The following is a 22,302-nucleotide window of genomic DNA, read 5'->3' on the forward strand; positions in this document are numbered from 1 at the left end:
AACCATGGTCACCATCGCGGCGTGCCAGCGCCTGCAACGTTCCTGGTTCGCCGCGGTGTCCTCGGCCACGGGCGGTCGCATGTTCACTACCCACGGGTCGGAGTGGGTCTGGCTTCCCGCGCGCCGGGAACTGATCCTGCTCTTCCCGCTGGAAATCTCGCCGGCCGGGATCCGGCCAGCCCTCGCCGAGGCGACCAGGTTGGGCGCCCACCGGGTGGGCGCCTGGCTGGGCGGTGGCGTCAAGGGTTCGCCCTTGACCGGGCTGGGTTTCAGCCCGGGGTGGCAACCCTGGTGGATGGCCGCCAGGGTTCAGGATCCGGCAGCGTACGACGACGCCGCCGCGACCCTCACCACCGAGGTCCCCGACTACCGCGGGCCACTGCTCCAGGAGCTGCGGGTGGTGCGGTCCCAGCCTCGTCAGGCGTGGCACGCAGAAGCGAGGGTGGACGGCTCCATTGCGGGCGCCGGGTACTCGTTCTACCCGTCGGGGGTTTCGGGTTTGAAGGGGCTGGGCGGCATCTTCACTATGGAGGTGCTGCCGGAGTACCAGCGACGTGGCCTGGGGACTGCGCTGCTGAGCCGGCTAAGCACCGCCGCTGCCGCCTCGGGTGCCGAAAACCTCGCACTGAACGCGACGCCGCAGGGTTTTGAGCTGTATTCGCGCCGGGGATTCGAGCTGATCGGCCGGGGTCAGACGTACTGGCTGGAGCTGTAGGCCACCTACAAATGCGGACCACCCCTAAGGGCGGTCCGCATTTGGGTGTACTGGTTGGTGAACTGTTACCAGCCGCGCTCTGCGAGGCGGTGTGGCTCCGGGATTTCGTCGACGTTGATACCGACCATTGCCTCGCCGAGGCCACGGGATACCTTGGCGATCATGTCGGGATCGTCGTGGAAGGTGGTCGCCTTCACGATCGCCGCCGCACGCTCGGCCGGGTTGCCGGATTTGAAGATGCCCGAGCCCACGAAGACCCCGTCAGCGCCGAGCTGCATCATCATCGCGGCGTCGGACGGGGTGGCGATGCCGCCGGCGGTGAAGAGCACCACCGGGAGCTTGCCGGTACGGGCAACCTCCTTGACCAGGTCAAAGGGTGCCTGCAGTTCCTTGGCGGCCACGTACAACTCGTCCTCAGCCATCGAGGACAGGCGCAGGATCTCGGAACGGATCTTCCGCATGTGCATGGTGGCGTTCGAGACGTCGCCGGTACCTGCCTCGCCCTTGGACCTGATCATCGCGGCACCCTCGTTGAGGCGGCGCAGCGCCTCGCCCAGATTGGTGGCGCCGCAGACGAAAGGAACAGTGAACTTCCACTTGTCGATGTGGTTGGCGTAGTCGGCCGGGGTCAATACCTCGGACTCGTCAATGTAGTCGACGCCGAGGGACTGCAGCACCTGTGCCTCAACGAAGTGGCCGATCCGGGCTTTGGCCATCACCGGGATGGAGACCGCCTCGATGATGCTGTCGATCATGTCAGGGTCGCTCATCCGTGACACGCCGCCCTGCGCCCTGATATCGGCAGGTACGCGCTCCAGGGCCATGACGGCTACGGCGCCGGCATCTTCAGCGATGCGCGCCTGCTCGGCAGTGACAACGTCCATGATGACGCCGCCCTTGAGCATTTCAGCCATGCCGCGCTTGACCCGGCTGCTGCCGGTCACGGGCGCGGTTGTCGAAGTTTCTTCAACGGTGGACACAATTCGCCCCTAAAGTTAGGTAAAAAGATAACAATTAATAATACGCCCGCGACGGACCGGTATCTGCCGCTAGTGGCTTCCGCTGGAGGCCATCGCCTGTTTGTGGACAGCCGCTACCCGCTGGATCACTGTGGCCGTGCTCGCAAGAGCCAGCAGAATCAGCACCGTGAGCAGTACCACTTCGGGGAGTCCCAACCCGGTCAGGCCGGTCACCACCAGCACCGACACCAGCCGTTCGGCGCGTTCGGCGATGCCAACGTTGGCGGTGAAGCCCAGCGATTCGGCCTTCGCCCGCGCATAGGACACGAGCATCCCGAGGACGAGGCACGCCAGCGCGGCAATCGCAATGGGGGCGTTGTCTCCGCCGCCGAAGAACCAGATGGCCACCCCGGCGAACAGGGCGCCATCAGCAATCCGGTCGAGGGTCGAATCGAGGAAGTTTCCCCAGGTCCCTCCCGCACCCTTGATGCGAGCCATGATGCCGTCCACCAGGTCGGAGAACACGAACACCGTGATGAACACCGTCCCCCAGAACAGTTCGCCCATCGGGTAGAACACCAGCGCACCGACGACGACGCCGAGGGTGCCGACAATGGTCACCGCGTCAGGCGAGACTCCCCATTTGAGGAGCAGCTTAGCCAGGGGGCTGAACAGCGAGGTGAAGAACCTGCGCGCGTACTTATTCAGCATCGGTGCCACCGGCCTGCCCGGTCTTCTCGCCCGATGGCGCGACCCCTGACGGCTGGGGCCAGGCGTCAGCCATCTGGGTCCGCACCTCATCCAATGTCTGGGTGATTGCCTTGGTCTGGGCGATGATCGGCAGGAAGTTCCCGTCGCCGCCCCACCGCGGCACCACGTGCTGGTGCAGGTGCGCTGCGATTCCGGCGCCTCCGGTTATTCCCTGGTTCATTCCGAGGTTGAATCCGGTGGCCTTGGCCACCTCCCGCAGCACGCGCATCGCCGTCTGGGTGAGCTCGGCGATTTCGATGGTCTCGGCGGTGTCGACGTCGGTGTAGTCGGGAACGTGGCGGTACGGGCAGATCAGCAGGTGACCCGGGTTGTACGGGAACAAGTTGAGGATCACGTAGGCGTACGTGCCGCGGTGCACGATGAGGGATTCCTCGTCGGTACGCGACGGTGCCACACAGAACGGGCAGTCCTTGTCCTTGAACTGGGATTGGCCGCCCTTGATGTAGGCCATCCGGTGCGGAGTCCACAGGCGCTGGAAAGCGTCGGGCACCCCGGCAAGCTCGAAGTCGTCCCTTACGTCGTCGTCGCCGGGATAATTCCCGTCGGCGTTCGCCCCGTCAGCCCCCGTAGTACCTTCCATACGTTTTACTTATCCCGATTCCGGACAGCCTCGACAATGCGCCCGACTGCCTCGTCGACCGGCACCTGGTTGTCCTGGCTGCCGTCCCGGAACCTGAACGATACGGCTCCGGCGTCCTGGTCGTCGCCGCCAGCGATCAGGACAAAGGGAACCTTTTCCTTGCTCGCAGTGCGGATTTTTTTCGGGAACCGGTCGGTGCCGATGTCCACCTGAGCTCGGATGCCCTCTGCCTTAAGCTTGTCGACGACGTCGAACAGGTACTCGTTGAAGGCTTCGGCGACCGGGATGGCCAGCACCTGTACGGGTGCCAGCCAGGCCGGGAACGCACCGGCGTAGTGCTCCGTGAGCACCCCCATGAAACGTTCAATCGAGCCAAACAACGCACGGTGGATCATGACCGGGCGCTGACGGGTTCCGTCGGCCGCCTGATACTCCAGTCCGAACCGTTCCGGCAGGTTGAAGTCCAGCTGGATGGTGGACATCTGCCAGGTGCGGCCAATGGCGTCGCGGGCCTGAACGGAGATTTTGGGACCGTAGAACGCAGCTCCGCCTGGATCGGGACGCAGTTCAAGCCCTGAGGCCTCGCCCACCTCGGCGAGGGTCCGGGTTGCTTCGTCCCAGATCTCATCCGAGCCCACCGACTTTTCGGGGTTCTTGGTGGAGAGCTCCAGGTAGAAATCGTCCAGCCCGTAATCCTTGAGCAGGCCGAGCACAAAGTTGAGAGTCTCGGTGAGCTCGTCCTTCATCTGCTCGCGGGTGCAGTAGATATGGGCGTCATCCTGGGTCATGCCGCGCACCCGCGTCAGCCCGTGCACCACACCTGACTTTTCGTACCGGTAGACGGATCCGAACTCGAACATGCGCAGCGGCAGCTCGCGGTAGGACCGGCCCCGGGACTTGAAGATCAGGTTGTGCATGGGGCAGTTCATTGGCTTGAGGTAGTAATCCTGGCCCGGCTTGCGCACGGTGCCGTCCTCGTTGAGTTCCTCGTCGACGTGCATCGCCGGGAACATGCCGTCGCGGTACCAGTCCAGGTGGCCCGACACTTCGTAGAGGTGGCCCTTCGTGATGTGGGGCGTGTAGACGAACTCGTAGCCTGCGTCGACGTGGCGCTGGCGTGAGTAGTCCTCCATCGCCTTGCGGATGATTCCGCCCTTGGGGTGGAATACGGGCAGGCCAGAGCCCAGCTCGTCGGGGAAGGAAAACAGGTCCAGTTCGGTGCCGAGCTTGCGGTGGTCGCGGCGCTCCGCTTCGGCAATGCGCTCCTGGTAGGCCTTGAGTTCGTCCTTGGTGGGCCAGGCGGTGCCGTAGATGCGCTGCAGCTGCGGGTTCTTCTCACTGCCGCGCCAGTACGCGGCGGCCGAGCGGGTCAGAGCGTAGGCATTGGAGATGAGCTTGGTGTTGGGCAGGTGCGGGCCGCGGCACAGATCTTTCCAGACGACGTCGCCGCTCTTGCGGTCGATGTTGTCGTAGATGGTCAATTCCCCAGCGCCGACCTCGACCGAGGCGCCGTCGTCGTCGGTGATGTCTCCCGAACCGCCCTTGAGGCCGATCAGTTCCAGCTTGTAGGGCTCGTTGGCCATCGCTTCGCGGGCTTCGGCCTCGGTCGCGACGCGGCGAACGAACAGCTGGTTGCTGTTGACGATCTTCAGCATCATCTTCTCGAGCTGCTTCAGGTCTTCCGGCGTGAAGGGGGTGTCGACGTCGAAGTCGAAGTAGAAGCCGTCAGTGATGTACGGCCCGATGCCCAGTTTGGCGCCGGGGCGCAACTGCTGCACTGCCTGCGCCATCACGTGGGCAGCCGAGTGGCGCAACACTTCGAGGCCCTCGGGCGATCCGATAGTGATGGGTTCGACCGTGGCACCGGCGGGGATTGGCTGATCCAGGTCCACCAATTCGCCATCAACGCGGACGACGACGACGTCGCGGCGGTCGGCGAACAAGTCAACGCCGGTAGTGCCCGTAGTCACCTGGTGCTCTTCGCCGTCGACGAGGAGGGTGATAAGGGAAGGCGCTGACACAGTGGTCTCCTAGCAAAGGTGGTGCGGTGGGTTAACTCTCTGATGGTATCCGCTGCGCCTGAAGCGACCAACAACCCGGCCAGCGCGCGCCGGTGCTGAACCTTCGAAAGTGTCAGTAGGATCAACTCATGAAACCTCAGGTCACAGTTATTACGCTGGGTGTCCGGAACCTTGATACCTCCTACGCTTTTTATGCAACGGCTCTTGGCTGGGAGCCCCTCGTCTACGTCCCTGACGAGGTGGCGTTCTTCCAGGTGGGTCAGGGGCTGGTGCTGTCGCTCTTCCGTGCCGATCACCTGGCTGCGGAGGCCGGAGGTATTGGCCACGGTCTGATCGCTCCACCGCTCACCCTGGGCCACAACGTCGATTCACCGGAAGAGGTGGATGCGGTTCTCCAGACGGTTCTCAGTGCTGGTGCGGAATTGGTCGCGGAGGGCACCGCCATGAGCTGGGGCGGCTACTCGGGTTATTTTGCCGATCCGGACGGCTTCCATTGGGAGGTGTGCCACAACCCGGGCCTGACAGTGGCTGACGACGGGACCGTCGCGCTCCGGGAGATCGTCTGATCCGTCAGCGGCCCACTACCAACTACCGACTCGGAATCTAAACGTCCCCACATGTGTTGAACCCTGTGTACGCGAATCATTGCGTATCCGTGCAAGACGTTCCTGCCTTGCCGCCACCAACAATTCCTGAAGGAGCACCGTGGATTACACCCCCGATGCCGGCTCGATCACCATGTTCTCCACCAGCTGGTGCGGATACTGCCGCCGGCTGAAGAAGCAGCTTGACGCCAAGGGTGTCGGCTACACAGAGATCAACATCGAAGAGGTTGAAGGCACCGCAGCACTGGTGGAATCCCTTAACGGTGGCAACCAGACGGTCCCGACGGTGTTGTTCCCCGACGGTACTGCCGCCACCAATCCTTCAGTCTCCGATGTGATGGCACGGCTCGGTAGCTAGTCGTCCCCGGCGCCCAGTCCACGCCGTCGCCCTTGCAGTACCTTGCGGGGGCGACGCTCACCTGATCGCGCGTCCGCTTCTCACCACACCGATTTACCTGTTAGAACGGGGGTGGTTGGGGCAGTGTGGTGTAGGTTTTGCCGGTGAGTGAGGTGGCGGTGAGGGTGCCGGGTTCGGGTTGCTCGTAGTGCCAGTAGCCAGCGGATTTGAGCATGTGGTGTTTCCGGCAGAGGGCGGCGAGGTTGTCGTAGCTGGTGTTTCCGCCCTGGTGCCAGGGGATGGTGTGGTCAAGGTCGCAGGCAGGGCCGGGACGGTTACACCCCGGGTGGCGGCAGGTTTTGTCCCTGACCAGGACGGTCCTGCGAAGGTCTTTGGGGACCTTGTAGCGGTCCCTCCCGACGCTGAGTACCGTCCCGGTTTCCGGGTGGGTGAGGATCCGGGTGAACCCTTTTGCGTGGGCGGCGAGCTTCCTGGCGGTGTCCGCGTCGATCGGCCCGAACCCCTCGAGCTCGGCTGGTTCGTTGCCGCCGAGTAGGGTCATCACGGGAACAGTCACGAACACCACAGGCTGCACGCCCAGCACTGACGCCAAATCGACCAGGCCCGCGCTCTCAGCATGAGTCTCACCAGCACCCGTCTCACCGGCAGCCGTGCCGTTGGCGCGGGTGCCGCTGGCACCGGTCCCCTTGTGCGTCTTGTGCGTGGCAGCCCCGCCCGGGGTTGGGTCGCAGCGGTGGGTGAGGAGGTCTCCGAAGACGTCGGCTTTGAGTTGGGTGAGGGTCCGGGTTTCCTGGGGGTTCTGCAGTGCCCGGGCCATGAAAGTGAGCCGGTTCTCGATGCCACAGGCCCGCTCCGCGGGCAGATACGCCGAAAGCCAGGCCATGCCGTCCTGGTCGGGGGTGACCTCGACGTGCCGGTCCGCCGTAGCGGTACGCCTTCGGGTGACCGCAGATTCGGGGTGGAGCTTCTCTCTGACTCGCTTGCACTTGGCTTTCAGCCGCGGCGCCATCAGGTGGGCCCCCGAGGCGAGGACTTCATCTTCGAAGCCCGCCAACGCCTGCGCCGGGATGGTGGATGCCTCATCGAGGATGATCTGGGCCTGCCGGGCCGTGAGCATCCCCGCTCCCAACGACTGCAGGGTCTTGGGAAGATCCTCGACCAACCTCAGGCTCTGGTCCAGCAGCCGGTGCGCGGCACGGGTGGAAAGGTTCAGCAACGGCACCAACTCCTCAGCCGTCAGAGTAAACCCCAGACCCGCCCCCACCCTCTCACCAGAACGGGACCCAGCCTGAGCGACTGTCTGGTCCTGGACCTCGGTGTGCAAAGCGGCGACCAGTTCCGCCTGCCGGGCAACAACCCACGACATCAACCGATCAGCAGCCACCAACAAATCAGCCGTATCAGGCCCAGCGGTGTCAGACTCAACAGTGTCAGGCTCGGCAAGGTCAGGTTCGGCAGGGTCAGGCGTTGGCTCAAGGGCACCAGTCCCCGCCACCTGCCTCGTGTCCCCCTGCAGCATGGCCACCAGCGTCTCCGGGCTGGCTACCTCCACCACGGTGGCTGGAGTGTCACCAGCGACCGGGCGGCGGCGGACCCAAGCGGCGACAGGCTCCATCCAGATCCTCCCCTCAAGACTGAACGACTCCGGGGAAATCGGGTCAACCGACGGCGTCTGACCGGCAGAAGCGGAACCCGGGACACCAGGATCAGACACCGGAAAACCGGTGATCTGCTCTGCGTTCTCCTGCCGCTTCATACCTCCATCACATCACCCCCCACTGACATTTTTAGGGTGAGCGGGGGTAGGGGAAAAGAAAAAATCTCGAAGACCGTCCACCAATTCCCTGTCCCGACCGGCTCGTCGAGCTCCCCGGCCGGCTCGTCTGGCTCTATGGCCCGAGTTTGGTGAACATCACCTGATTGAGTCACTGTCCGTGTCCGTGCCTATGCTTGAGTTACCGCCCGGTACCCAACCGAAAGGACCGTGTTGAAATGGCTCATAGAGTCCAAGCCGTCGTTGTCAGGGAAATGAACTCTCCAGCCACGATCGAAACCATCCTGGTGCCAGATCCGGGACCGGGTGAAGCGCTGGTGGACATCCTCACCTGCGGTGTCTGCCATACCGATCTGCACTACAAACAGGGTGGGATCAGCGACGATTACCCCTTCCTCCTCGGCCACGAAGCGACCGGAGTGGTCAGCGCCGTCGGCACGGACGTGACCCAGGTCAAGGCCGGCGACCGCGTCATCCTGAACTGGCGTGCCGTGTGCGGCGAGTGCCGCGCCTGCCGTCGTGGTGAAGCCCAATACTGCTTCAACACCCACAACGCCACCCAAAAAATGACCCTCGAGGACGGCACCGAGCTCTCACCCGCGCTGGGAATCGGCGCGTTCGCCGAGAAGACCCTCGTCGCTGCGGGCCAGTGCACCAAGGTGGATCCCGCAGCGGATGCCGCCGCCGTCGGCTTGCTGGGCTGCGGAATCATGGCAGGCATCGGCGCCGCCATCAACACCGGCAACGTCCGTCGCGGCGACTCGGTAGCGGTCATCGGTTGCGGCGGTGTGGGCAGCGCCGCGATCGCCGGCGCCAAACTGGCGGGGGCGACGACCATCATCGCCGTCGACATCGACGACCGGAAGCTCGAAGCCACCCGAAAGCTCGGAGCGACCCACACGGTCAACTCCAAGGACCAGGATGCCGTCGAAGCGATCCAGGCCCTCACCGACGGCAATGGCGCCAACGTGGTGATTGACGCCGTCGGCCGCCCCGAAACCTACAAGCAGGCGTTCTACGCCCGCGACCTTGCCGGCACCGTGGTGCTGGTCGGCGTGCCCACCCCGGAAATGGTGCTGGAACTGCCACTCCTTGACGTGTTCGGGCGGGGCGGCTCATTGAAATCATCCTGGTATGGCGACTGCCTGCCGTCCCGGGACTTCCCCATGCTCGTAAGTCACTACCAGCAGGGCAACCTGGATCTTGACGCGTTCGTCACCGAACGGATCAAGCTCGACCAGGTTGAAGCCGCATTCGACAAGATGCACGACGGCTCGGTGCTGCGCTCGGTGGTGGAGCTCTGATGGCTGCACGCGTAGAGCACCTGCTCACCAGCGGAACCTTCTCCCTTGATGGTGGAACCTGGGACGTGGACAACAACGTCTGGATCATTGGCGACGACACCGAATGCATCGTCATCGACCCGGCGCACAACGCCGACGCCGTCGTCGAGCAGATCAACGGCCGTCAGGTCCGTGCCATCCTGCTGACCCACGGCCACGATGACCACATCCGTGCGGTCGGCGATGTGTACGACGCCGTCCGGGCGCCCATCCACCTGCACCCGGCGGACCGGATGCTGTGGGATCAGGTCTACCCTGACCCGGCACCGGACCAGGACATCAACGACGGCGACGAGTTCACGGTTGCCGGCGTCACCCTCAAAGCGCTGCACACCCCCGGCCACTCCCCCGGCTCGGTGAGCTTCTACCTCGAGGAGGCCGGAACAGTCTTCACCGGCGACACCCTGTTCCAGGGCGGCCCCGGCGCCACCGGCCGGTCCTTCAGCGATTTCCCGACCATCATCGAGTCCATCCGTCACCGCCTGCTCAGCCTCCCGGCGGACACGGTGGTGCGGCCCGGACACGGCGACTCGACGACCGTCGGCGCCGAGGCACCGTCCCTGGACGACTGGATCGCACGCGGGCAGTAGATCCGAAACTTTCCCCGCATGACGATGACTGCCCCGCAGCCGGTCAGGCTGCGGGGCAGTCCGCGTCAGGACGGTCTACAGCGCCTCAAAGATATCGTGCAGGAGCGGGTCGTCGGCGTTCCGGGGCGGCCAGGCCATGACGAAACACTCGCGGCCAACGGTGCGTTGCCAGTCTGCGGCGCTCCGGGTGTGATCGGTAATGACATGCAACTGGCTACGGTGCTGCGACAAGCCGGCCACAATCCGGTCCGCCACCGGACTGGTGTCGACCTCCACCGCGACCATCTCATCGGGCACACCCCGCAGGTGGTAGACCCGGTTCGGGTCCCAGGCGTCCCTGCCTGTCCGCACCCGCGCGGCGTTCCACCGCTCGAAAGTGGATGCCTTCAGCGCCCCGTGCAGCAGTCGCCGCAGCACGGCACCGCCGTCGGCCCGGACACGGTGAAAAGCCTCGTCGGTGGCTCGTCCCGCCACGATGTGGTCCGGGTGCCCGGTGATCCCGTCGGGTCCGAAAGTTGCCACCACATCGGGGCGTTCCTGCTGGAGGAGGGCGGCGATCCGGTCGGCCAGTTCGCCGTCCGGTACCTCGGCCACCTCACCATCCTGGTAGTCGAGCCAGACATGCCGGTCCGGAACCCGACCCAGGGCACGCCACGCATTCCGGCACTCGCCCCGGCGGACCGCTCCCAACGACTCCCGGGTGGCGGGGAAGCCCGGCGGGATGTCACCGCCGGACCCGTCCGTGGCATGGACCAGGACAAACCGGAAACCGGGATCTGCGGAGTGCAGCGCCACACTTCCGGCGATCCCGTAGGCGTCATCATCCGGATGGGCGACCACCAGCATGACCGACCTGCTCACGGTGGGGGCTGGCGCCGTCATTCCCGCCTCCTGCCGGTCCGTGGGGATTCTGGCAGTCAGGATACGCCGGGCAGCACCGCGGTGGAAGTGGAAGGGGTGGAAGTGGAAGGGGTGGAAGCGGGAACGGTGATCGAGTATCCGCTACGCCGGTAGGCGGCGACCACCGCGTCCTCCACCATCCCGACGGTTACCCCGGGAACCAGATCCTCCACCGCACCGGCGGTCGCCGGGTCCCAGTCGAGTCCCATCGCCGCGTACGACGACGTCAGCACCTCGCGGATCGGCGGCGAGTCCTCGACCACCACCACTGAGGAAAAAAGCCAAGCACCCGCAACCACCCGCTGGGCGGTGCCTACCAGTTTGAGCTGCCCGGCCGTGCCGGTGCCGTGGACGCTGTACTCGCCGGGGCAGTACTCCCCCGGAATCTCCCCGACGCCCGCTGCGACGCCAAGGGATTCCAGTGCATCGGCCAGAAGGTCACCGAATCCGGAGAAGCGCGCGCGGGACCCGGCGACGGCGTCGGTCTGCGGCTCCACATGATCGATCACCAAGCAGCCCTGATGGTAGGCGGCTGCACGACCTCCCGCCCGCCGGACCAACGGCTCGAACCCCCGCTCCCGGGCGGCGGACTCCGCAGCGGTGAAGCCGGGAAGCCGGGTATCCCGCTGCCCGAACGCCAGGGTGGGCTGTGGCCGGTAGAGCCGCAGCGTGGCTGGCTGGTCTCCGGCGGCGACGGTCCGGAGGAGGGTGATCCCTGCCGCCAGATCCTCGGCGGCGCCAGCTGAGGCAGCGCCGCGAACCAGGGACAGCTCTGTACCGCTCATCTAGGTTAGGCTCCTGTCCATGATCTTCCTGCAGTTCCTGGTTGCCGCAGCGACGTTCCTGCTGCTGGACGCCGTGTGGCTCAAATCGATGAGCAAGTTTTACCGGGGTCAGCTCGGCGACCAGCTCGCCGACAAACCCAATTTTCTCTATGCGGCGGCGTTCTACCTAATTTATATAGCCGGCATCGTGCTGTTCGCCGTGCAACCGGCTCTGGCCGCTGGATCATGGCTGGCCGCCCTCGGCTACGGCGGAGCCCTGGGGCTCTTCGCCTACGCCACGTATGACCTGACCAACGCGTCAACCCTCAAACGGTGGCCCGCCCTGCTGATCGTCGTCGACCTGGCTTGGGGCACCGCCCTGACCGCTCTGATCACCCTGGCTACCTACCTGGTGTTCGCATGATCAGGTTCGCCCGGAACGCAGCGGTGGTCGCGGCTTTCTTCCTGCTCTTCGACATCCCGTGGCTGCTGGCCATGGCGGGAACGTATCGGGGCTGGATTGGGCCGCTCATGGCCGAGGACACCTCGCTGGGCTACGCGGTGGTGTTCTACCTGGCCTATTCAGCGGCAGCATACTGGCTCGCGGTCCGTCCCGCCCTGGAGAGCGGCAGCCTGCGGATGGCAGCGATCTCCGGTGCCGTCCTCGGTTTCGCCGCGTACGGCACCTACGGTTTCACCAACGCCGCCACCCTTCGCGACTGGCCAGCCCAGATGCTGCTGATCGACACCATCTGGGGAACCCTGCTCACCGCCAGCATCTGCGCCGCCGCCTACGCGACGATCCGGCGTATTGACCGCCGGACCGACGGGAAAGCCCCGATCAGTCGGAGACCGTGACCCCGCGCCAGAAAGCCACATGGCCCCGGATGTTCTCGGCGGCCGACTTCGGCTCCAGGTAGGACCAGGCGGCGTCGTCGTTGGTGTCGCCGTTTACCGTGATGGACAGGTAGTTGGCGGTTCCCTTCCACGGGCAGACTGTGGTCATTGCACTTTCGCTGAGGTACTCGGTCTTGACCGACTCCCGGGGAAAATAGTGGTTACCCTCGACCATCACTGTCTCGTCCGACTCTGCGATGACCACGTTGTTCCACATTGCCTTTGCCATGGTGCTGGCCTTCCTGTCACAGCGCCCGGGGTGGGCGTCTACTGTGTCTCAACGACCGTGCCCGCTTCCGAATTCCGTGGTGGTGCCGGAAGACCCTCGCTTAGCGCCCGCCGTCGATTTTACGGCTGCGCTGTTCCTGTCCCGGCACACCGTAGGGGTAGTCGGAGACCTCCGGGGCGCTGACGGTGCTGAGACGGTCGATCTCGTCCGCGGTGAGGGTTACGGCGTCGGCGCCGAGGTTGTCGGCGAGCTGCCCGGTGTTCCGCGCACCGAGGATCACGGAGGTGACGGCTGGCTGCTGCGCCACCCAGGCGAGAGCAACCTGCGACGCGGTGATGCCCCGCGAACCGGCGATTTCCACGACGGTGTCGATGATGCGCCAGGTGCGCTCCTTGGAGTTGCGTTCCTTCCACGCCTCCATGCCGCGCTCAGGATTTTCACCCAGCCGGGTTTCCCCGGTCGGCGAGGTGTCCCGCTTGTACTTTCCGGTCAGCCAGCCGCCGCCGAGTGGTGACCAGGGCAGCAGGCCCATACCGGCGTCGAGGGCTGCGGGAACGATTTCCGACTCAATCTCGCGAACCAGCAGGCTGTACTGGGGCTGCAGGGTGACGGGGGCGTTCCAGCCGTGGGCCTTGGCAAGCCACACCGCCTTGGTCAGCTGCCAACCGGTGTAGTTCGAGAAGCCGTAGTAGCCGATCTTGCCGCTGCGGATCGAATCCTCTAAGAACCCCAGGGTTTCCTCGAGTGGGGTGAGTGGATCCCACGAGTGCACCTGGTACAGATCAATGTGGTCGACTCCCAACCTTGCCAGCGAGTCATCGAGCGCACGGCGCAGGTGGCGGCGGGACAGTCCAATGTCGTTGACACCGTCGCCCATCGGGAACCGCCCCTTGGACGCGATGACCATCTGGTCACGCTCGGTGGGGTTTTTCGCCAGCCAGGAGCCGATGATTTCCTCGGAGGCGCCGCGGGTGTAGACGTCGGCGGTATCGATGAAGTTGCCGCCGGCAGCCGCGTAGGCACTCATGATCTGGTGGGAGGTCGCTTCGTCGGCCTCCGCCCCGAAGGTCATGGTGCCGAGCGCGTACGCCGAGACTGCTGCTCCGCTGTTGCCTAGCTTCCGGTATTCCATGGGGGTGCTCCTTGGGATCGGTGATGGGTGTTCTGCTTCCACCCTAGTTGCACTGATCCGACCAATGATTACAGCTTCCGGATAGTCAGGATCTGCTCGGCTCGCCCGAAGGGACCGGTGGTGTCGTGCAGCACCGCCGACGTCAACCCGATCCCGTCGGTTCCGAAGCTCACGCTGGTTTCCAGTCCGAGCCACTCGCCCACCGGTTCCCGGTACAGGTGGACCTGCAGATCCAGGTTGGGGAACATCCAGCTCCCTGGCCCCGGTGGCACCCTGGCCGACACCCCGTTGGCCGTATCGATCAGGCCGATCAGCCGGACCACATCGGCTGTCTCAATGCCGTCAACCATCTGGTGGGGTGTCCGGAGCCAGACGCGTCCCCGGCCCGGGCGGTGGCCCTTCAGCACCCTGAACTCCAATGATTCGATGTAGCCTCCCGGCCAGGCGGTCATCTCCGCGAACGGCCCCGCCTGCTCGGGACCCGGCATCGGCTCATCCTCAATGGCGGACACTGCCGAGCTGTCCGCTTTCGCCAGACGCCAGGCCTTCGCGCGTATCACCGTGCGTCCGCCGGAGATCATCTCGGCTTCGAGCAGTTCGATGGTCTTGCCGGGCCGGATCACTTTCGCGAGGACATCGAATGCCCCGCCCGGAATCATGCCGAGAATATCGAAGCTGAGCCGTGCCATCCGCAGGTCGGGCCGGGGGCTGCACTGTTCGAGGCAGTGGGCCAGCAGGCCGGCCGCCGGAGCCATGTGCTGCTCCTCGGGATTCCAGGCACCCTGCGCGTGGATGGTTGATTCGAAGCTGCCCTCGCCCAGTGAGCGGTAGTAAGAGCCTGGCATGTGTGAACTCCCGAGATCCTCAGATGGTGGATGGTGAGATGACCGGCGACGGCGGCCGGTCCCGGCGCGCCCAGTGACGGGCGCGCAGAAGCTTAGCGCCGGTTGAGGAAGCTGCGGATCTTGGAACTGATTCCGCCGCCTGCTCCACCTGGGCGGCCGGTTCCTGCGCCTGTGGCTGACCCTGTGCGGCCCCCAGTGGTTCCGCGGTTGCCGCCCCCAAGTCGTCCAACGGCGTTCTTGATCGTGTTGCTCAGGCCCATGGTGTACTCCTTTGGTTGGTGACCGCTGGCGCACCGCCAGCTCGCCTTCGACTCTACTCGGTAGGCCCCACCTAGCTGCTGACCGCAGCGAAATTTTCAGCGCCAGTCTGGTCCGGGCCACCGCTTGACGGATCCGGTTCACCGCTTCATTGGCGACGACGACGGCCGAAGCGCAGAGAGCTGCGCCGCGCGGCCGAGCCAGGGGTCGACGTCGGCCGCCCACCGAGTCACGATGGTGGCAGCCCGATCAGCATCCCTGCGCGTTAGACCCTCGATCAGCGGACCAACCACATCGTGCGCAAGCGGATCGACCAGTTCCCGCGTTCCTGCCTCGCGGAGGAATCCCTCAAGACGTGTCAGGTCGCTGGCCACCAGCAGCGGCAGCTTCGTCTGCAGGACGACGACTGCCGCGAGCCGGCGTTCGAAAACCGGAATCGCCCAGAGCTCGGAGCTGAGGGCGAGCACGGCGTCGTGCTCCAACCCCCGGTAGCGGCGGAACGCATCACGGACGGTGCCGCGCACCGCGCCCACCGACGAGCCGTACCGCCGCAGGCCGTCGGGACCCGGATCCGCTGCCCGCTCCCACGACGCCTCACGCTGCAGCCCAGCATCGATGAACTCCCCGGCATCACTCACCCATCCATTCTCAACCGGCTCAGGCACCGCGTCGAATACCGCAACTGGGTAGGAAGGCTACTGAGGGTGGCCGGACCCTCGGTATACTGGTGTAGGTAAATGTCCCAAGACTGCTAAAGGTGCTGGTCTAACTGCGTACGAAACCGGGGTCCTCTGATGACCCCAGTCATTGTTGTTCTTTCAATCTAAGTCTTGAGCTGTATCGCTGCCGTGAGTTTTCACCGGTCAGCAGCGGGGGGTCCGCATTATGACGATCACCCTGCTCACGCTTCTGCTCGGCGTCATCATTATCCTCGCCATTATTGCCGCCAACGGCTATTTTGTGGCCCAGGAATTCGCTTACATGTCAGTCGACCGGAACAAGCTGGCTGCCAGCGCCGAAGCTGGCGACGTAGCTGCCCAACGCGCCCTGAAGGTCACCAAACGGACGTCCTTCATGCTTTCCGGCGCCCAACTCGGTATTACCGTCACGGGCCTCCTCATTGGTTACGTCGCTGAGCCGCTGGTCGGTGAATCGCTGGGCCTCCTCCTCGGCGGCGCCGGGGTGCCCATGGCGCTCGGCATCTCGATCGGCACCGTGCTGGCGCTGGTCATCGCCGCGGTGGTGCAGATGATCTTCGGCGAGCTGTATCCGAAGAACCTGGCCATCGCCAATCCCGAGCCAATGGCCCGCGGGCTGGCGCGGTCGACCACCATCTACCTCGCCACCTTTGGCTGGCTGATCACGATTTTCGACCACTCGGCCAACGCGCTGCTCAAGCTCGTGCGCGTGGAACCGGTGCATGACGTCGACACCACCGCCACCGCGGAGGACCTTGACCGGATTGTCTCCGACTCCCGCCAGAGTGGCGACCTGCCGGAGGAACTGTCGATGCTGATCGACCGTATCCTCGACTTCCCGGACCGGGACATCGAGCACGCTATGATTCCACGCTCCCAGGTCGGCACGGTGGGACCCCTGGCAACAGTGGGCCAGGTGCGTATCCTGATGGCCGATGCCCATACCCGGTACCCGGTGGTATCGGAATCCGAGGAGCCCCTCGGCGTTGTGCAGCTTGCCGACATCCTGCCCTCAAGCGTGAGCGACGACGCACTGGTGACCACAGTGATGCACCCACCGCTCGTCCTGCCCACGCTGATGTCACTCCCCGATGCGCTGGAGCAGTTGATGAACTCCCGCAACGAACTCGCCTGCGTCATCGATGAATACGGCGGCTTTACCGGCGTCATCACCGTGGAGGACCTCGCCGAAGAGCTGGTGGGCGAACTGACCGACGAGCACGACGACGAAGCGCCGCCCACGATCGAAACCAGGGAAGACAACACGTGGCGGATGAGCGGCGACGTTCACGTCGACGAGGTGGAGCGGGCCATCGGGCACGACCTGCCCGAGGGCGACTACGAGACCATTTCCGGTGTGCTGATCGCCGCACGCGGCCAGCTGCCGGTCATCGGCGAAACCGTGACGGTGGTGCTACCCGATGATCCCCGCGATCTGGTGGAGGACGAGCCGGTACGGCGGGTGCTCGACGTCGAAGTCCTCGACGTCGCACGCCATGTACCGAGCGAACTGCTCGTACGACTGATCGAGGTAACACCCGAGAACGCCGACGCCGGTGACCGTGCCGAACGCCGCACCGATGCCCAGGACGACACCAGTGAGGATGAGACCCGATGACGGACCCATTGACCGTAACCCTGGTGACCGTGCTGCTCATCGTCCTCAGTGCCTTCTTCGTGGTGATCGAGTTCGCCTTGCTGGGCGCGCGTCGTTACCGTCTGGAAGCCGAGGCCGCCAACAACCGGTCCGCCCGCGCAGCATTGCGCGGCATCAACGAACTGACAATCATGCTTGCCGGTGCCCAGCTGGGTATCACGGCCTGCACCTTCGCCCTGGGAGCAATCACCAAGCCAGCTGTCGACGCCTGGCTGGGACCGGTCCTCGGATCGTGGGGCGTGCCTGCCGGCATCGCGGGCGGGACGGCCTTCGCCCTGTCCCTACTGTTCGTCACGTTCCTCCACCTGGTGGTGGGAGAGATGGCGCCCAAGTCCTGGGCGATTGCCCACCCGGAGCGTTCGGCCAAACTGATTGGGCTGCCATCCCGGGGATTCATCTGGCTGGTGCGGCCCCTGCTGGTCTGGGTCAATGCCATCGCCAACCGCCTCGTGGCGGCCAGCGGTGTCACGCCGGTCAACCGGGCTGCAGTGGGCGGGCTCGACGCCGGCTCCATCCGACACCTGGTGGAGCACTCCGCGGCGGCGGGAGCCCTCGACCCCTCCTTTGAGACACAGCTGTCGGGCGTTCTGGAGCTGGAGACGCTCACGGTTCGGTCGCTGATCGCGCCCGACGGGAAACCGACCGTCGTCCCCGACACGGCCTCGGTGGCAGACGTGCAGGAAGTAGCGGCGCGCTCCAAGCATCTCCGGATTTTGGTGCAGGGCACCGCCGGTGAGGCGCCGGGCGTCATCCATGTGCGGGACACGCTCCTTGAGCCCGCGGAGCGACGGGTACGCGAGCTGGCAGGGCCCGCATTCCTGCTGGAGGCCGACGTGCCCGTGTATGAAGCGCTCGCCCAGATCCGCAGCGCAAGCGTGCAGCTGGCGGCGGTGATGGACAACGGTGAGTTCGTGGGCGTGATCACCCTGTCCGACGTCCTGCGCCGGGTACTCCCAATGTCGATGACCCCCGCCGCGTAGGTCCTCAGTGCGAATGGCCGATGGGGCCCTAGGACGGAATCAATTCGATTTCGCTCTGGGCCTCGGCGGCCAGTCTTTTTAAGGTCAGTTCGTCAGCCGCGGAGAACCCGCGGGGCGAATCGTCGATCACGCAGAGGGTGCCGATGGGCCAGCCGCCCGGGCCACGGAGGGCGTAGCCCGCGTAGAACCTGATGTGTGGCTTGAGCTGGACGAGTGGGTTGTTGCTGAACGACTTGTCAGCCAGAGCATTGGGCACCACCATGGACTGCCGGTTCCGGATCGTCTGGTTACAGAAGGAAATCCGGCGCGGGACATTCGCCCCGATGGGTCCGGTCACCGATTTGATGAACTGGCGATGCTGGCCGATGAGTGCAATGGACGCCGAGCTGACTCCGAACGCCGCCCGGGCCTCGCGCGTGATCCGGTCAAACCGTTCCTCCGGCGCAGACCCCATCAGACCGGTGAGGTGCAGAGACCGCAGACGTCGGGTTTCGGCGCCGTTCAGGGGAAACAGCGCTGCAGCCGAGATGGTCAGCCGCTTCAGCGCCGGGTCGGTCGGGCTCTCGAACGTGCTCTCGGAAGGGATGCCTGAGGCCAGCGATATGTTGTCGGTGGTGTAGGCGGCCCGTCGCACGGGTGAGCGCCCGTCGTCGAGCATCTCGTTGATGGCATGCGAGACCATGTCCCGTTCGAAGTCGCCGAGCTGGAGGAGGCCGCTCACATACGCCTTGAACTCCAGGACGTCGCAGGAGCCCCCGATGCTGGTGTAGACCTCCCATGCGGCGTCGAGGTCGAGCCCGGAGTTCACGGCAGCGAGGCGCGTGAACCACTGCTGCAGGTGGGGATTCATAGTGAACGTCACTTTCTGCTCACCGTGAATGGGAGTCGTATCCGTCAGCTTCCAGAGCGTCCCGCAGCCGAATGAGTCCAGCCTGGATCCTCGACTTGGCGGTGGGCAGTTTGATGTGCAGTTTCTCGGCGACCTCAACATAGGTCAGTCCGCCATAATACGCCAGGTTGATGGCTTCCGCCTGCCGCTCGGTGAGCGACGCGAGGCACTTCCTGACGCTCTCGCACATCAGGGTGTGATGGACGGCCTCCTCGATGCTGTCCACTTTCACCGCGGCCGACCGCTGGCTGTACGCCGTGTCGCGACCGCTCGAGCTCTGTTCGCTGCGGACCCGGTCGACAGCACGGCGGTGGGCGAGGGTGAAGATCCAGCTCTGGGCAGACCCCCGGCCGGCGTCGAACTGTCCTGCCGTGGTCCACAGCATGAGGTACACCTCCTGCACCACTTCCGCTGAAATGGCCGCATTCTTGATCACCCGTAGCACCAGGCCGTAGACCCGCTTACAGGTTTGCGCATAGAGGGAAGCGAATGCCTCCTGATCTCCCGTAGCGATTCTGACGAGTAAATCAGTCAGCGACGCAGGGGTTGCTTCGGATTCCTGCGGCGAAGCGGTGGGGAGGCTTGCGGTGATCGGGTATGCCATGGACGTGCTCGACCTTGAGTTGGTTGTGCAGGATCAACCGATCAGCGCGAGAGAGCTCCGCGGCGCCCAGCACAATCCGAACTATGCCACCCGGTGGACCTCGTCGCAAGAGGCGGTGTCCAAATCGTTAGGCGAGGGAGAGGAAAAGCTTCTCCAGTTGCTTCTTGTCCATGGTCGCGTCCTCGCTGGTGAGGCACTGCTCCAGCCCGGTTGCGATGATGGCGAACCCTGCACGGTCCAGGGCTTTCGAGACGGCGGCCAGTTGCGTGATGACATCCTTACAGTCCTTGCCGTCCTCAAGCATGCGGGTGACGGCAGCGAGCTGTCCCTGGGCGCGCTTGAGCCGGTTGATGACGGGGGTCAGCTCTGATGTGTCGAGTTGCATGGTTTTCTCCAGGTTGGCATGTCGTTCAAGTATACCCCACGGGGTGTTTTGTATGCCCTTTGGGTGTCTGGAATACTCAGTGGGGTATTCACTTTTCATGCTCGACGGAAGGAAAAGACTCCATGGCCCACGGCCCCACCATTCTCAAGTCCGTCACCGCCCAGCAGTTGCTCAGCTGGCAGCAGGAACACGAGGACGTTGTCGTGATCGACGTGCGCTCGGCGGCCGAGTTCGCGTCCCAGCACATCCGCGGAGCCTGCAACGTCCCGCTCCCGCTCTTGTCCGAGCACGCCGGGGAGTTCGCCTCCCGGCTCCACAGCCGGGTAGTGCTGGTGTGCCAGTCAGGTGCCCGCGCCGAACAGGCACGGCAGCGCCTCAATGGCGTAGGGCTCGACGCCGCCTACGTCCTTAACGGGGGCACCGCCGGGTTCGCTGATGGCGGGGGTGCAGTGGTCAGCGGCAAGACCCGCTGGGATCTGGAACGCCAGGTCCGCATGACCGCCGGCTCGCTGGTGCTGCTGGGTCTCACCGGCGGCCGCTTCCTTTCGCCGAAAATCCGCAGCCTCGCCGGAGTGATCGGGGCAGGGCTGACCTTCTCCGCAGCCACCAACACGTGCGCCATGGGCACAGTGCTCTCAGCCCTCCCCTGGAACCGTGCCCAGGATGAGCACACCCGCGAATCCGCCATCGCGCAACTGCCGCCACGCCGGGACAGTACAGCAATGGCCTCATGACTCGTGCGCTCGGCCTTCAACTGGCCAGTCGTCGGCCTGGCCGGGGCAGCCGGTATCCCTGCCGCAGAACTGGGCTGCAGCTTCGGTCAGTCGACGGTGGTTGCCAGGCGTGGCCCCAGGTCGCGGTACTTGGCGGTCCGCTGGACCAGCAGGTCGTCGATCGGGGCGCCGGCGAGGGCTGCGAGCTCGTACTCGATGGCTGCCCCCAACCGGAGGCAGAACGCCTTGGCTTCCTCGGCGGCATCGTCGCGCTCATCGACGATGTGGTCCACCAGCCCGTTCGCGTGCAGTGAGGCCACATTGACTCCCTGGGCCTCGGATAGAGCAGGCGCAAACTCGGTGCTCCGGTGCATGATGGCGCTCGCACCTTCGGGCGGCAGCGGCGAGAGCCAGGCATGGTGGGCGGCGATGGTCCGGTCGGCGGGGAGTAGCGCCAGCGCCCCTCCCCCGGCCCCCTGGCCCAGCAGCACCGAGACCGTTGGAGACGCCAGCCCGATCAGGTCATAGAGCGACCGTGCAATCTCGCCGGCAAGCCCGCCCTCCTCAGCTTCCTTCGACAGCGCGGCGCCCGCCGTGTCAATCACGGTCAGCAGGGGCAGACCGAGTTCCTCGGCCAGCTTCATCCCGCGCCTCGCCTCCCGGAGCGAGGCTGGCCCCATGGCGCTCTCCGGGGCCGATCGGGACCGGTTGTGGCCCAACACTACGCAGGACTGGTCGCCGAAGCGGGCCAGCGCCAGTTGCAGACCCGGGTCCTTCTCACCCTGCCCGGTGCCGTTGAGGGGCAGCACATCCTGCGCGGCCCAGGCGAGCAGCCGGCGCAAATCGGGGCGGCGACGGTTCCGGGAGATCTCAATGGACGTCCAGGCGTCGACGGCAGCAGGTACGACGTCGAGGGTTTCCGGAGGTGCCACCGGCTCGGTGGCCTGTCGGGAGAGCACATTCAGGGCCCGATCGACGATTTCGGGAAGCAGCTCGGGTGGGACCACCGCGTCGATGAGTCCCTTGTCGTGCAGGTTCTCAGCGACCTGCACGTTCTCCGGGAAAGGAGTGCCGTACAGCGCCTCGTAGACCCGTGGACCGAGGAACCCGAGCAGAGCGCCAGGTTCGGCGACGGTAACGTGGCCCAGCGACCCCCAGGAGGCCATCACCCCGCCGGTGGTGGGGTGCCGCAGATAGACCAGGTAGGGCAACCTGGCCCGGCGGTGGGTGCGGACCGCAGCCGAGATTTTCACCATCGAAAGGAACGCGAGGGTGCCCTCCTGCATTCTGGTACCGCCCGACGCCGGTCCCGCCAGCAGCGGAAGTTCCTCACGGGTGGCGCGCTCGATCGCCGCCACGATCCGGTTCGCGGCGGCCAACCCGATGGAACCGGCAAGGAACCGGAACTCGGACACGATCACTGCGACCCGGCGCCCGCGGATCAGCCCTTCGCCGGTAAGCACCGACTCGTCGACGCCGCTTTTCTCCCGCGCGGCCTGCAGTTCCCGCTCATACTTTTCGTCGGCGTGCGGGCCGGGGACCGGCTCATCCCAGGAGGCAAAGGTCCCTTGATCGAGGACGACGTCGATCAGTTCCGCCGCGGTCAGGTGGCGCACCGGCTGGGCCGCCGCCACG

At 65.2% G+C, this 22,302-nt stretch carries 25 protein-coding genes; 10 read left to right on the forward strand and 15 right to left on the reverse strand.

The features are described 5' to 3' along the window. Positions 1 to 4 precede the first annotated feature (4 nt). Entirely contained in the window at positions 5 to 715 is a 711-nt protein-coding gene (locus H4V95_RS11410) for a GNAT family N-acetyltransferase (protein WP_209730626.1), read from the forward strand. 65 nt (positions 716 to 780) lie between these two features. Here the strand turns inward: H4V95_RS11410 and pdxS are convergent, their stop codons facing one another. The 4 genes from pdxS to thrS form a co-directional block, all read right to left on the reverse strand. Beyond that, entirely contained in the window at positions 781 to 1,695 is a 915-nt protein-coding gene (gene pdxS / locus H4V95_RS11415) for a pyridoxal 5'-phosphate synthase lyase subunit PdxS (RefSeq protein WP_171586949.1), read from the reverse strand. A 69-nt stretch (positions 1,696 to 1,764) separates the two neighbouring features. Continuing rightward, a complete protein-coding gene (gene pgsA, locus H4V95_RS11420; protein ID WP_196867443.1) occupies positions 1,765 to 2,385 on the reverse strand; it encodes a phosphatidylinositol phosphate synthase in 621 nt (206 codons plus the stop codon). Further along, positions 2,375 to 3,025, reverse strand: coding sequence for an HIT domain-containing protein (locus H4V95_RS11425; protein WP_209730628.1), 651 nt, complete (start codon positions 3,023 to 3,025; stop codon positions 2,375 to 2,377). Before H4V95_RS11425 ends, pgsA begins: the two co-directional genes overlap by 11 nt. 5 nt (positions 3,026 to 3,030) lie before the next feature. Continuing rightward, on the reverse strand, positions 3,031 to 5,046 hold the full coding sequence (gene thrS / locus H4V95_RS11430) for a threonine--tRNA ligase (protein ID WP_209730630.1): 2,016 nt from the start codon (positions 5,044 to 5,046) through the stop codon (positions 3,031 to 3,033). A gap of 128 nt (positions 5,047 to 5,174) precedes the next feature. Between thrS and H4V95_RS11435 the strand changes: the two genes are divergently transcribed. Continuing rightward, entirely contained in the window at positions 5,175 to 5,612 is a 438-nt protein-coding gene (locus tag H4V95_RS11435; protein WP_196867446.1) for a VOC family protein, read from the forward strand. Positions 5,613 to 5,751: 139 nt separating this feature from the next. Further along, complete coding sequence (locus H4V95_RS11440) at positions 5,752 to 6,009, forward strand: mycoredoxin (protein WP_196867447.1); 258 nt, start codon at positions 5,752 to 5,754, stop codon at positions 6,007 to 6,009. Between the two features lie 100 nt (positions 6,010 to 6,109). Here H4V95_RS11440 and H4V95_RS11445 read toward each other — a convergent pair whose 3' ends face one another. Further along, positions 6,110 to 7,765 (reverse strand): HNH endonuclease signature motif containing protein, encoded by a 1,656-nt coding sequence (locus H4V95_RS11445; protein ID WP_209730632.1) that lies wholly within the window; start codon positions 7,763 to 7,765, stop codon positions 6,110 to 6,112. A 236-nt stretch (positions 7,766 to 8,001) separates the two neighbouring features. Between H4V95_RS11445 and H4V95_RS11450 the strand changes: the two genes are divergently transcribed. Together H4V95_RS11450 and H4V95_RS11455 are read left to right on the forward strand one after the other, a co-directional pair. Next, positions 8,002 to 9,087, forward strand: a complete 1,086-nt coding sequence (locus H4V95_RS11450) for an S-(hydroxymethyl)mycothiol dehydrogenase (protein ID WP_209730634.1) — start codon at positions 8,002 to 8,004, stop codon at positions 9,085 to 9,087. Next, positions 9,087 to 9,716, forward strand: a complete 630-nt coding sequence (locus H4V95_RS11455; RefSeq protein WP_196867450.1) for an MBL fold metallo-hydrolase — start codon at positions 9,087 to 9,089, stop codon at positions 9,714 to 9,716. The genes H4V95_RS11450 and H4V95_RS11455 overlap by 1 nt, the downstream gene beginning before the upstream one ends. A 75-nt stretch (positions 9,717 to 9,791) precedes the next feature. Here H4V95_RS11455 and H4V95_RS11460 read toward each other — a convergent pair whose 3' ends face one another. Together H4V95_RS11460 and H4V95_RS11465 are read right to left on the reverse strand one after the other, a co-directional pair. After that, positions 9,792 to 10,598, reverse strand: a complete 807-nt coding sequence (locus tag H4V95_RS11460) for a PIG-L deacetylase family protein (protein ID WP_245345674.1) — start codon at positions 10,596 to 10,598, stop codon at positions 9,792 to 9,794. A 35-nt stretch (positions 10,599 to 10,633) separates the two neighbouring features. Continuing rightward, positions 10,634 to 11,401 carry a lipoyl protein ligase domain-containing protein gene (locus tag H4V95_RS11465; RefSeq protein WP_245345675.1) on the reverse strand — a complete coding sequence of 256 codons (768 nt, stop codon included), beginning with the start codon at positions 11,399 to 11,401 and terminating at the stop codon, positions 10,634 to 10,636. Positions 11,402 to 11,420: 19 nt separating this feature from the next. On the opposite strand from H4V95_RS11465, the gene H4V95_RS11470 reads away from it, so the two are divergent. Together H4V95_RS11470 and H4V95_RS11475 are read left to right on the forward strand one after the other, a co-directional pair. Then, positions 11,421 to 11,804, forward strand: coding sequence for a DUF2177 family protein (locus H4V95_RS11470; protein WP_209730636.1), 384 nt, complete (start codon positions 11,421 to 11,423; stop codon positions 11,802 to 11,804). Beyond that, complete coding sequence (locus H4V95_RS11475) at positions 11,801 to 12,238, forward strand: DUF2177 family protein (protein ID WP_209730638.1); 438 nt, start codon at positions 11,801 to 11,803, stop codon at positions 12,236 to 12,238. Before H4V95_RS11470 ends, H4V95_RS11475 begins: the two co-directional genes overlap by 4 nt. Here H4V95_RS11475 and H4V95_RS11480 read toward each other — a convergent pair. From H4V95_RS11480 to H4V95_RS11495, 4 genes are all read right to left on the reverse strand, one after another. Further along, positions 12,222 to 12,506, reverse strand: coding sequence for a DUF427 domain-containing protein (locus H4V95_RS11480; RefSeq protein ID WP_209730640.1), 285 nt, complete (start codon positions 12,504 to 12,506; stop codon positions 12,222 to 12,224). The two genes, H4V95_RS11475 and H4V95_RS11480, sit on opposite strands and share 17 nt — an antisense overlap. A gap of 100 nt (positions 12,507 to 12,606) precedes the next feature. Beyond that, positions 12,607 to 13,638 (reverse strand): aldo/keto reductase, encoded by a 1,032-nt coding sequence (locus tag H4V95_RS11485; protein ID WP_209730642.1) that lies wholly within the window; start codon positions 13,636 to 13,638, stop codon positions 12,607 to 12,609. A 68-nt stretch (positions 13,639 to 13,706) separates the two neighbouring features. Then, a complete protein-coding gene (locus tag H4V95_RS11490; protein ID WP_209730644.1) occupies positions 13,707 to 14,483 on the reverse strand; it encodes a thioesterase family protein in 777 nt (258 codons plus the stop codon). Between the two features lie 398 nt (positions 14,484 to 14,881). Next, positions 14,882 to 15,379 carry a DNA alkylation repair protein gene (locus H4V95_RS11495; protein ID WP_209730645.1) on the reverse strand — a complete coding sequence of 166 codons (498 nt, stop codon included), beginning with the start codon at positions 15,377 to 15,379 and terminating at the stop codon, positions 14,882 to 14,884. Between the two features lie 247 nt (positions 15,380 to 15,626). Here H4V95_RS11495 and H4V95_RS11500 point away from each other — a divergent pair, with 247 nt between their 5' ends. Next, positions 15,627 to 17,057, forward strand: coding sequence for a hemolysin family protein (locus H4V95_RS11500; protein ID WP_209730647.1), 1,431 nt, complete (start codon positions 15,627 to 15,629; stop codon positions 17,055 to 17,057). Further along, complete coding sequence (locus H4V95_RS11505; RefSeq protein WP_209730649.1) at positions 17,054 to 18,076, forward strand: CNNM domain-containing protein; 1,023 nt, start codon at positions 17,054 to 17,056, stop codon at positions 18,074 to 18,076. Before H4V95_RS11500 ends, H4V95_RS11505 begins: the two co-directional genes overlap by 4 nt. A 28-nt stretch (positions 18,077 to 18,104) precedes the next feature. On the opposite strand, the gene H4V95_RS11510 is transcribed toward H4V95_RS11505, so the two are convergent. The 3 genes from H4V95_RS11510 to H4V95_RS11520 form a co-directional block, all read right to left on the reverse strand. Next, a complete protein-coding gene (locus tag H4V95_RS11510; RefSeq protein ID WP_209730651.1) occupies positions 18,105 to 18,926 on the reverse strand; it encodes a GAF domain-containing protein in 822 nt (273 codons plus the stop codon). Positions 18,927 to 18,945: 19 nt separating this feature from the next. Beyond that, entirely contained in the window at positions 18,946 to 19,569 is a 624-nt protein-coding gene (sigK, locus tag H4V95_RS11515; protein WP_196867461.1) for an ECF RNA polymerase sigma factor SigK, read from the reverse strand. 127 nt (positions 19,570 to 19,696) lie between these two features. Further along, positions 19,697 to 19,954 (reverse strand): metal-sensitive transcriptional regulator, encoded by a 258-nt coding sequence (locus H4V95_RS11520; protein WP_196867462.1) that lies wholly within the window; start codon positions 19,952 to 19,954, stop codon positions 19,697 to 19,699. Between the two features lie 122 nt (positions 19,955 to 20,076). Between H4V95_RS11520 and H4V95_RS11525 the strand changes: the two genes are divergently transcribed. Beyond that, a complete protein-coding gene (locus tag H4V95_RS11525) occupies positions 20,077 to 20,688 on the forward strand; it encodes a rhodanese-like domain-containing protein (RefSeq protein ID WP_209730653.1) in 612 nt (203 codons plus the stop codon). An 86-nt stretch (positions 20,689 to 20,774) separates the two neighbouring features. Here H4V95_RS11525 and H4V95_RS11530 read toward each other — a convergent pair whose 3' ends face one another. Continuing rightward, on the reverse strand, positions 20,775 to 22,301 hold the full coding sequence (locus H4V95_RS11530; protein WP_209730655.1) for a carboxyl transferase domain-containing protein: 1,527 nt from the start codon (positions 22,299 to 22,301) through the stop codon (positions 20,775 to 20,777). Position 22,302: the final 1 nt, after the last annotated feature.

This window comes from Arthrobacter sp. CAN_C5 (assembly GCF_017875735.1).
Classification (GTDB): Bacteria; Actinomycetota; Actinomycetes; order Actinomycetales; family Micrococcaceae; genus Arthrobacter_D.

What these genes read in the sequence shown, in the direction of transcription:
- H4V95_RS11520 (WP_196867462.1), bottom strand. Translation starts at nt 19,954, where the DNA reads ATGCAACTCGACACATCAGAGCTGACCCCCGTCATCAACCGGCTCAAG.
- H4V95_RS11435 (WP_196867446.1), top strand. Translation starts at nt 5,175, where the DNA reads ATGAAACCTCAGGTCACAGTTATTACGCTGGGTGTCCGGAACCTTGAT.
- H4V95_RS11450 (WP_209730634.1), top strand. Translation starts at nt 8,002, where the DNA reads ATGGCTCATAGAGTCCAAGCCGTCGTTGTCAGGGAAATGAACTCTCCA.
- H4V95_RS11455 (WP_196867450.1), top strand. Translation starts at nt 9,087, where the DNA reads ATGGCTGCACGCGTAGAGCACCTGCTCACCAGCGGAACCTTCTCCCTT.
- H4V95_RS11505 (WP_209730649.1), top strand. Translation starts at nt 17,054, where the DNA reads ATGACGGACCCATTGACCGTAACCCTGGTGACCGTGCTGCTCATCGTC.
- H4V95_RS11410 (WP_209730626.1), top strand. Translation starts at nt 5, where the DNA reads ATGGTCACCATCGCGGCGTGCCAGCGCCTGCAACGTTCCTGGTTCGCC.
- H4V95_RS11475 (WP_209730638.1), top strand. Translation starts at nt 11,801, where the DNA reads ATGATCAGGTTCGCCCGGAACGCAGCGGTGGTCGCGGCTTTCTTCCTG.
- H4V95_RS11425 (WP_209730628.1), bottom strand. Translation starts at nt 3,025, where the DNA reads ATGGAAGGTACTACGGGGGCTGACGGGGCGAACGCCGACGGGAATTAT.
- pgsA (WP_196867443.1), bottom strand. Translation starts at nt 2,385, where the DNA reads ATGCTGAATAAGTACGCGCGCAGGTTCTTCACCTCGCTGTTCAGCCCC.
- H4V95_RS11485 (WP_209730642.1), bottom strand. Translation starts at nt 13,638, where the DNA reads ATGGAATACCGGAAGCTAGGCAACAGCGGAGCAGCAGTCTCGGCGTAC.
- H4V95_RS11510 (WP_209730651.1), bottom strand. Translation starts at nt 18,926, where the DNA reads ATGAATCCCCACCTGCAGCAGTGGTTCACGCGCCTCGCTGCCGTGAAC.
- H4V95_RS11500 (WP_209730647.1), top strand. Translation starts at nt 15,627, where the DNA reads ATGACGATCACCCTGCTCACGCTTCTGCTCGGCGTCATCATTATCCTC.
- H4V95_RS11525 (WP_209730653.1), top strand. Translation starts at nt 20,077, where the DNA reads ATGGCCCACGGCCCCACCATTCTCAAGTCCGTCACCGCCCAGCAGTTG.
- H4V95_RS11445 (WP_209730632.1), bottom strand. Translation starts at nt 7,765, where the DNA reads ATGAAGCGGCAGGAGAACGCAGAGCAGATCACCGGTTTTCCGGTGTCT.
- H4V95_RS11490 (WP_209730644.1), bottom strand. Translation starts at nt 14,483, where the DNA reads ATGCCAGGCTCTTACTACCGCTCACTGGGCGAGGGCAGCTTCGAATCA.
- H4V95_RS11460 (WP_245345674.1), bottom strand. Translation starts at nt 10,598, where the DNA reads ATGACGGCGCCAGCCCCCACCGTGAGCAGGTCGGTCATGCTGGTGGTC.
- H4V95_RS11470 (WP_209730636.1), top strand. Translation starts at nt 11,421, where the DNA reads ATGATCTTCCTGCAGTTCCTGGTTGCCGCAGCGACGTTCCTGCTGCTG.
- H4V95_RS11465 (WP_245345675.1), bottom strand. Translation starts at nt 11,401, where the DNA reads ATGAGCGGTACAGAGCTGTCCCTGGTTCGCGGCGCTGCCTCAGCTGGC.
- H4V95_RS11480 (WP_209730640.1), bottom strand. Translation starts at nt 12,506, where the DNA reads ATGGCAAAGGCAATGTGGAACAACGTGGTCATCGCAGAGTCGGACGAG.
- sigK (WP_196867461.1), bottom strand. Translation starts at nt 19,569, where the DNA reads ATGGCATACCCGATCACCGCAAGCCTCCCCACCGCTTCGCCGCAGGAA.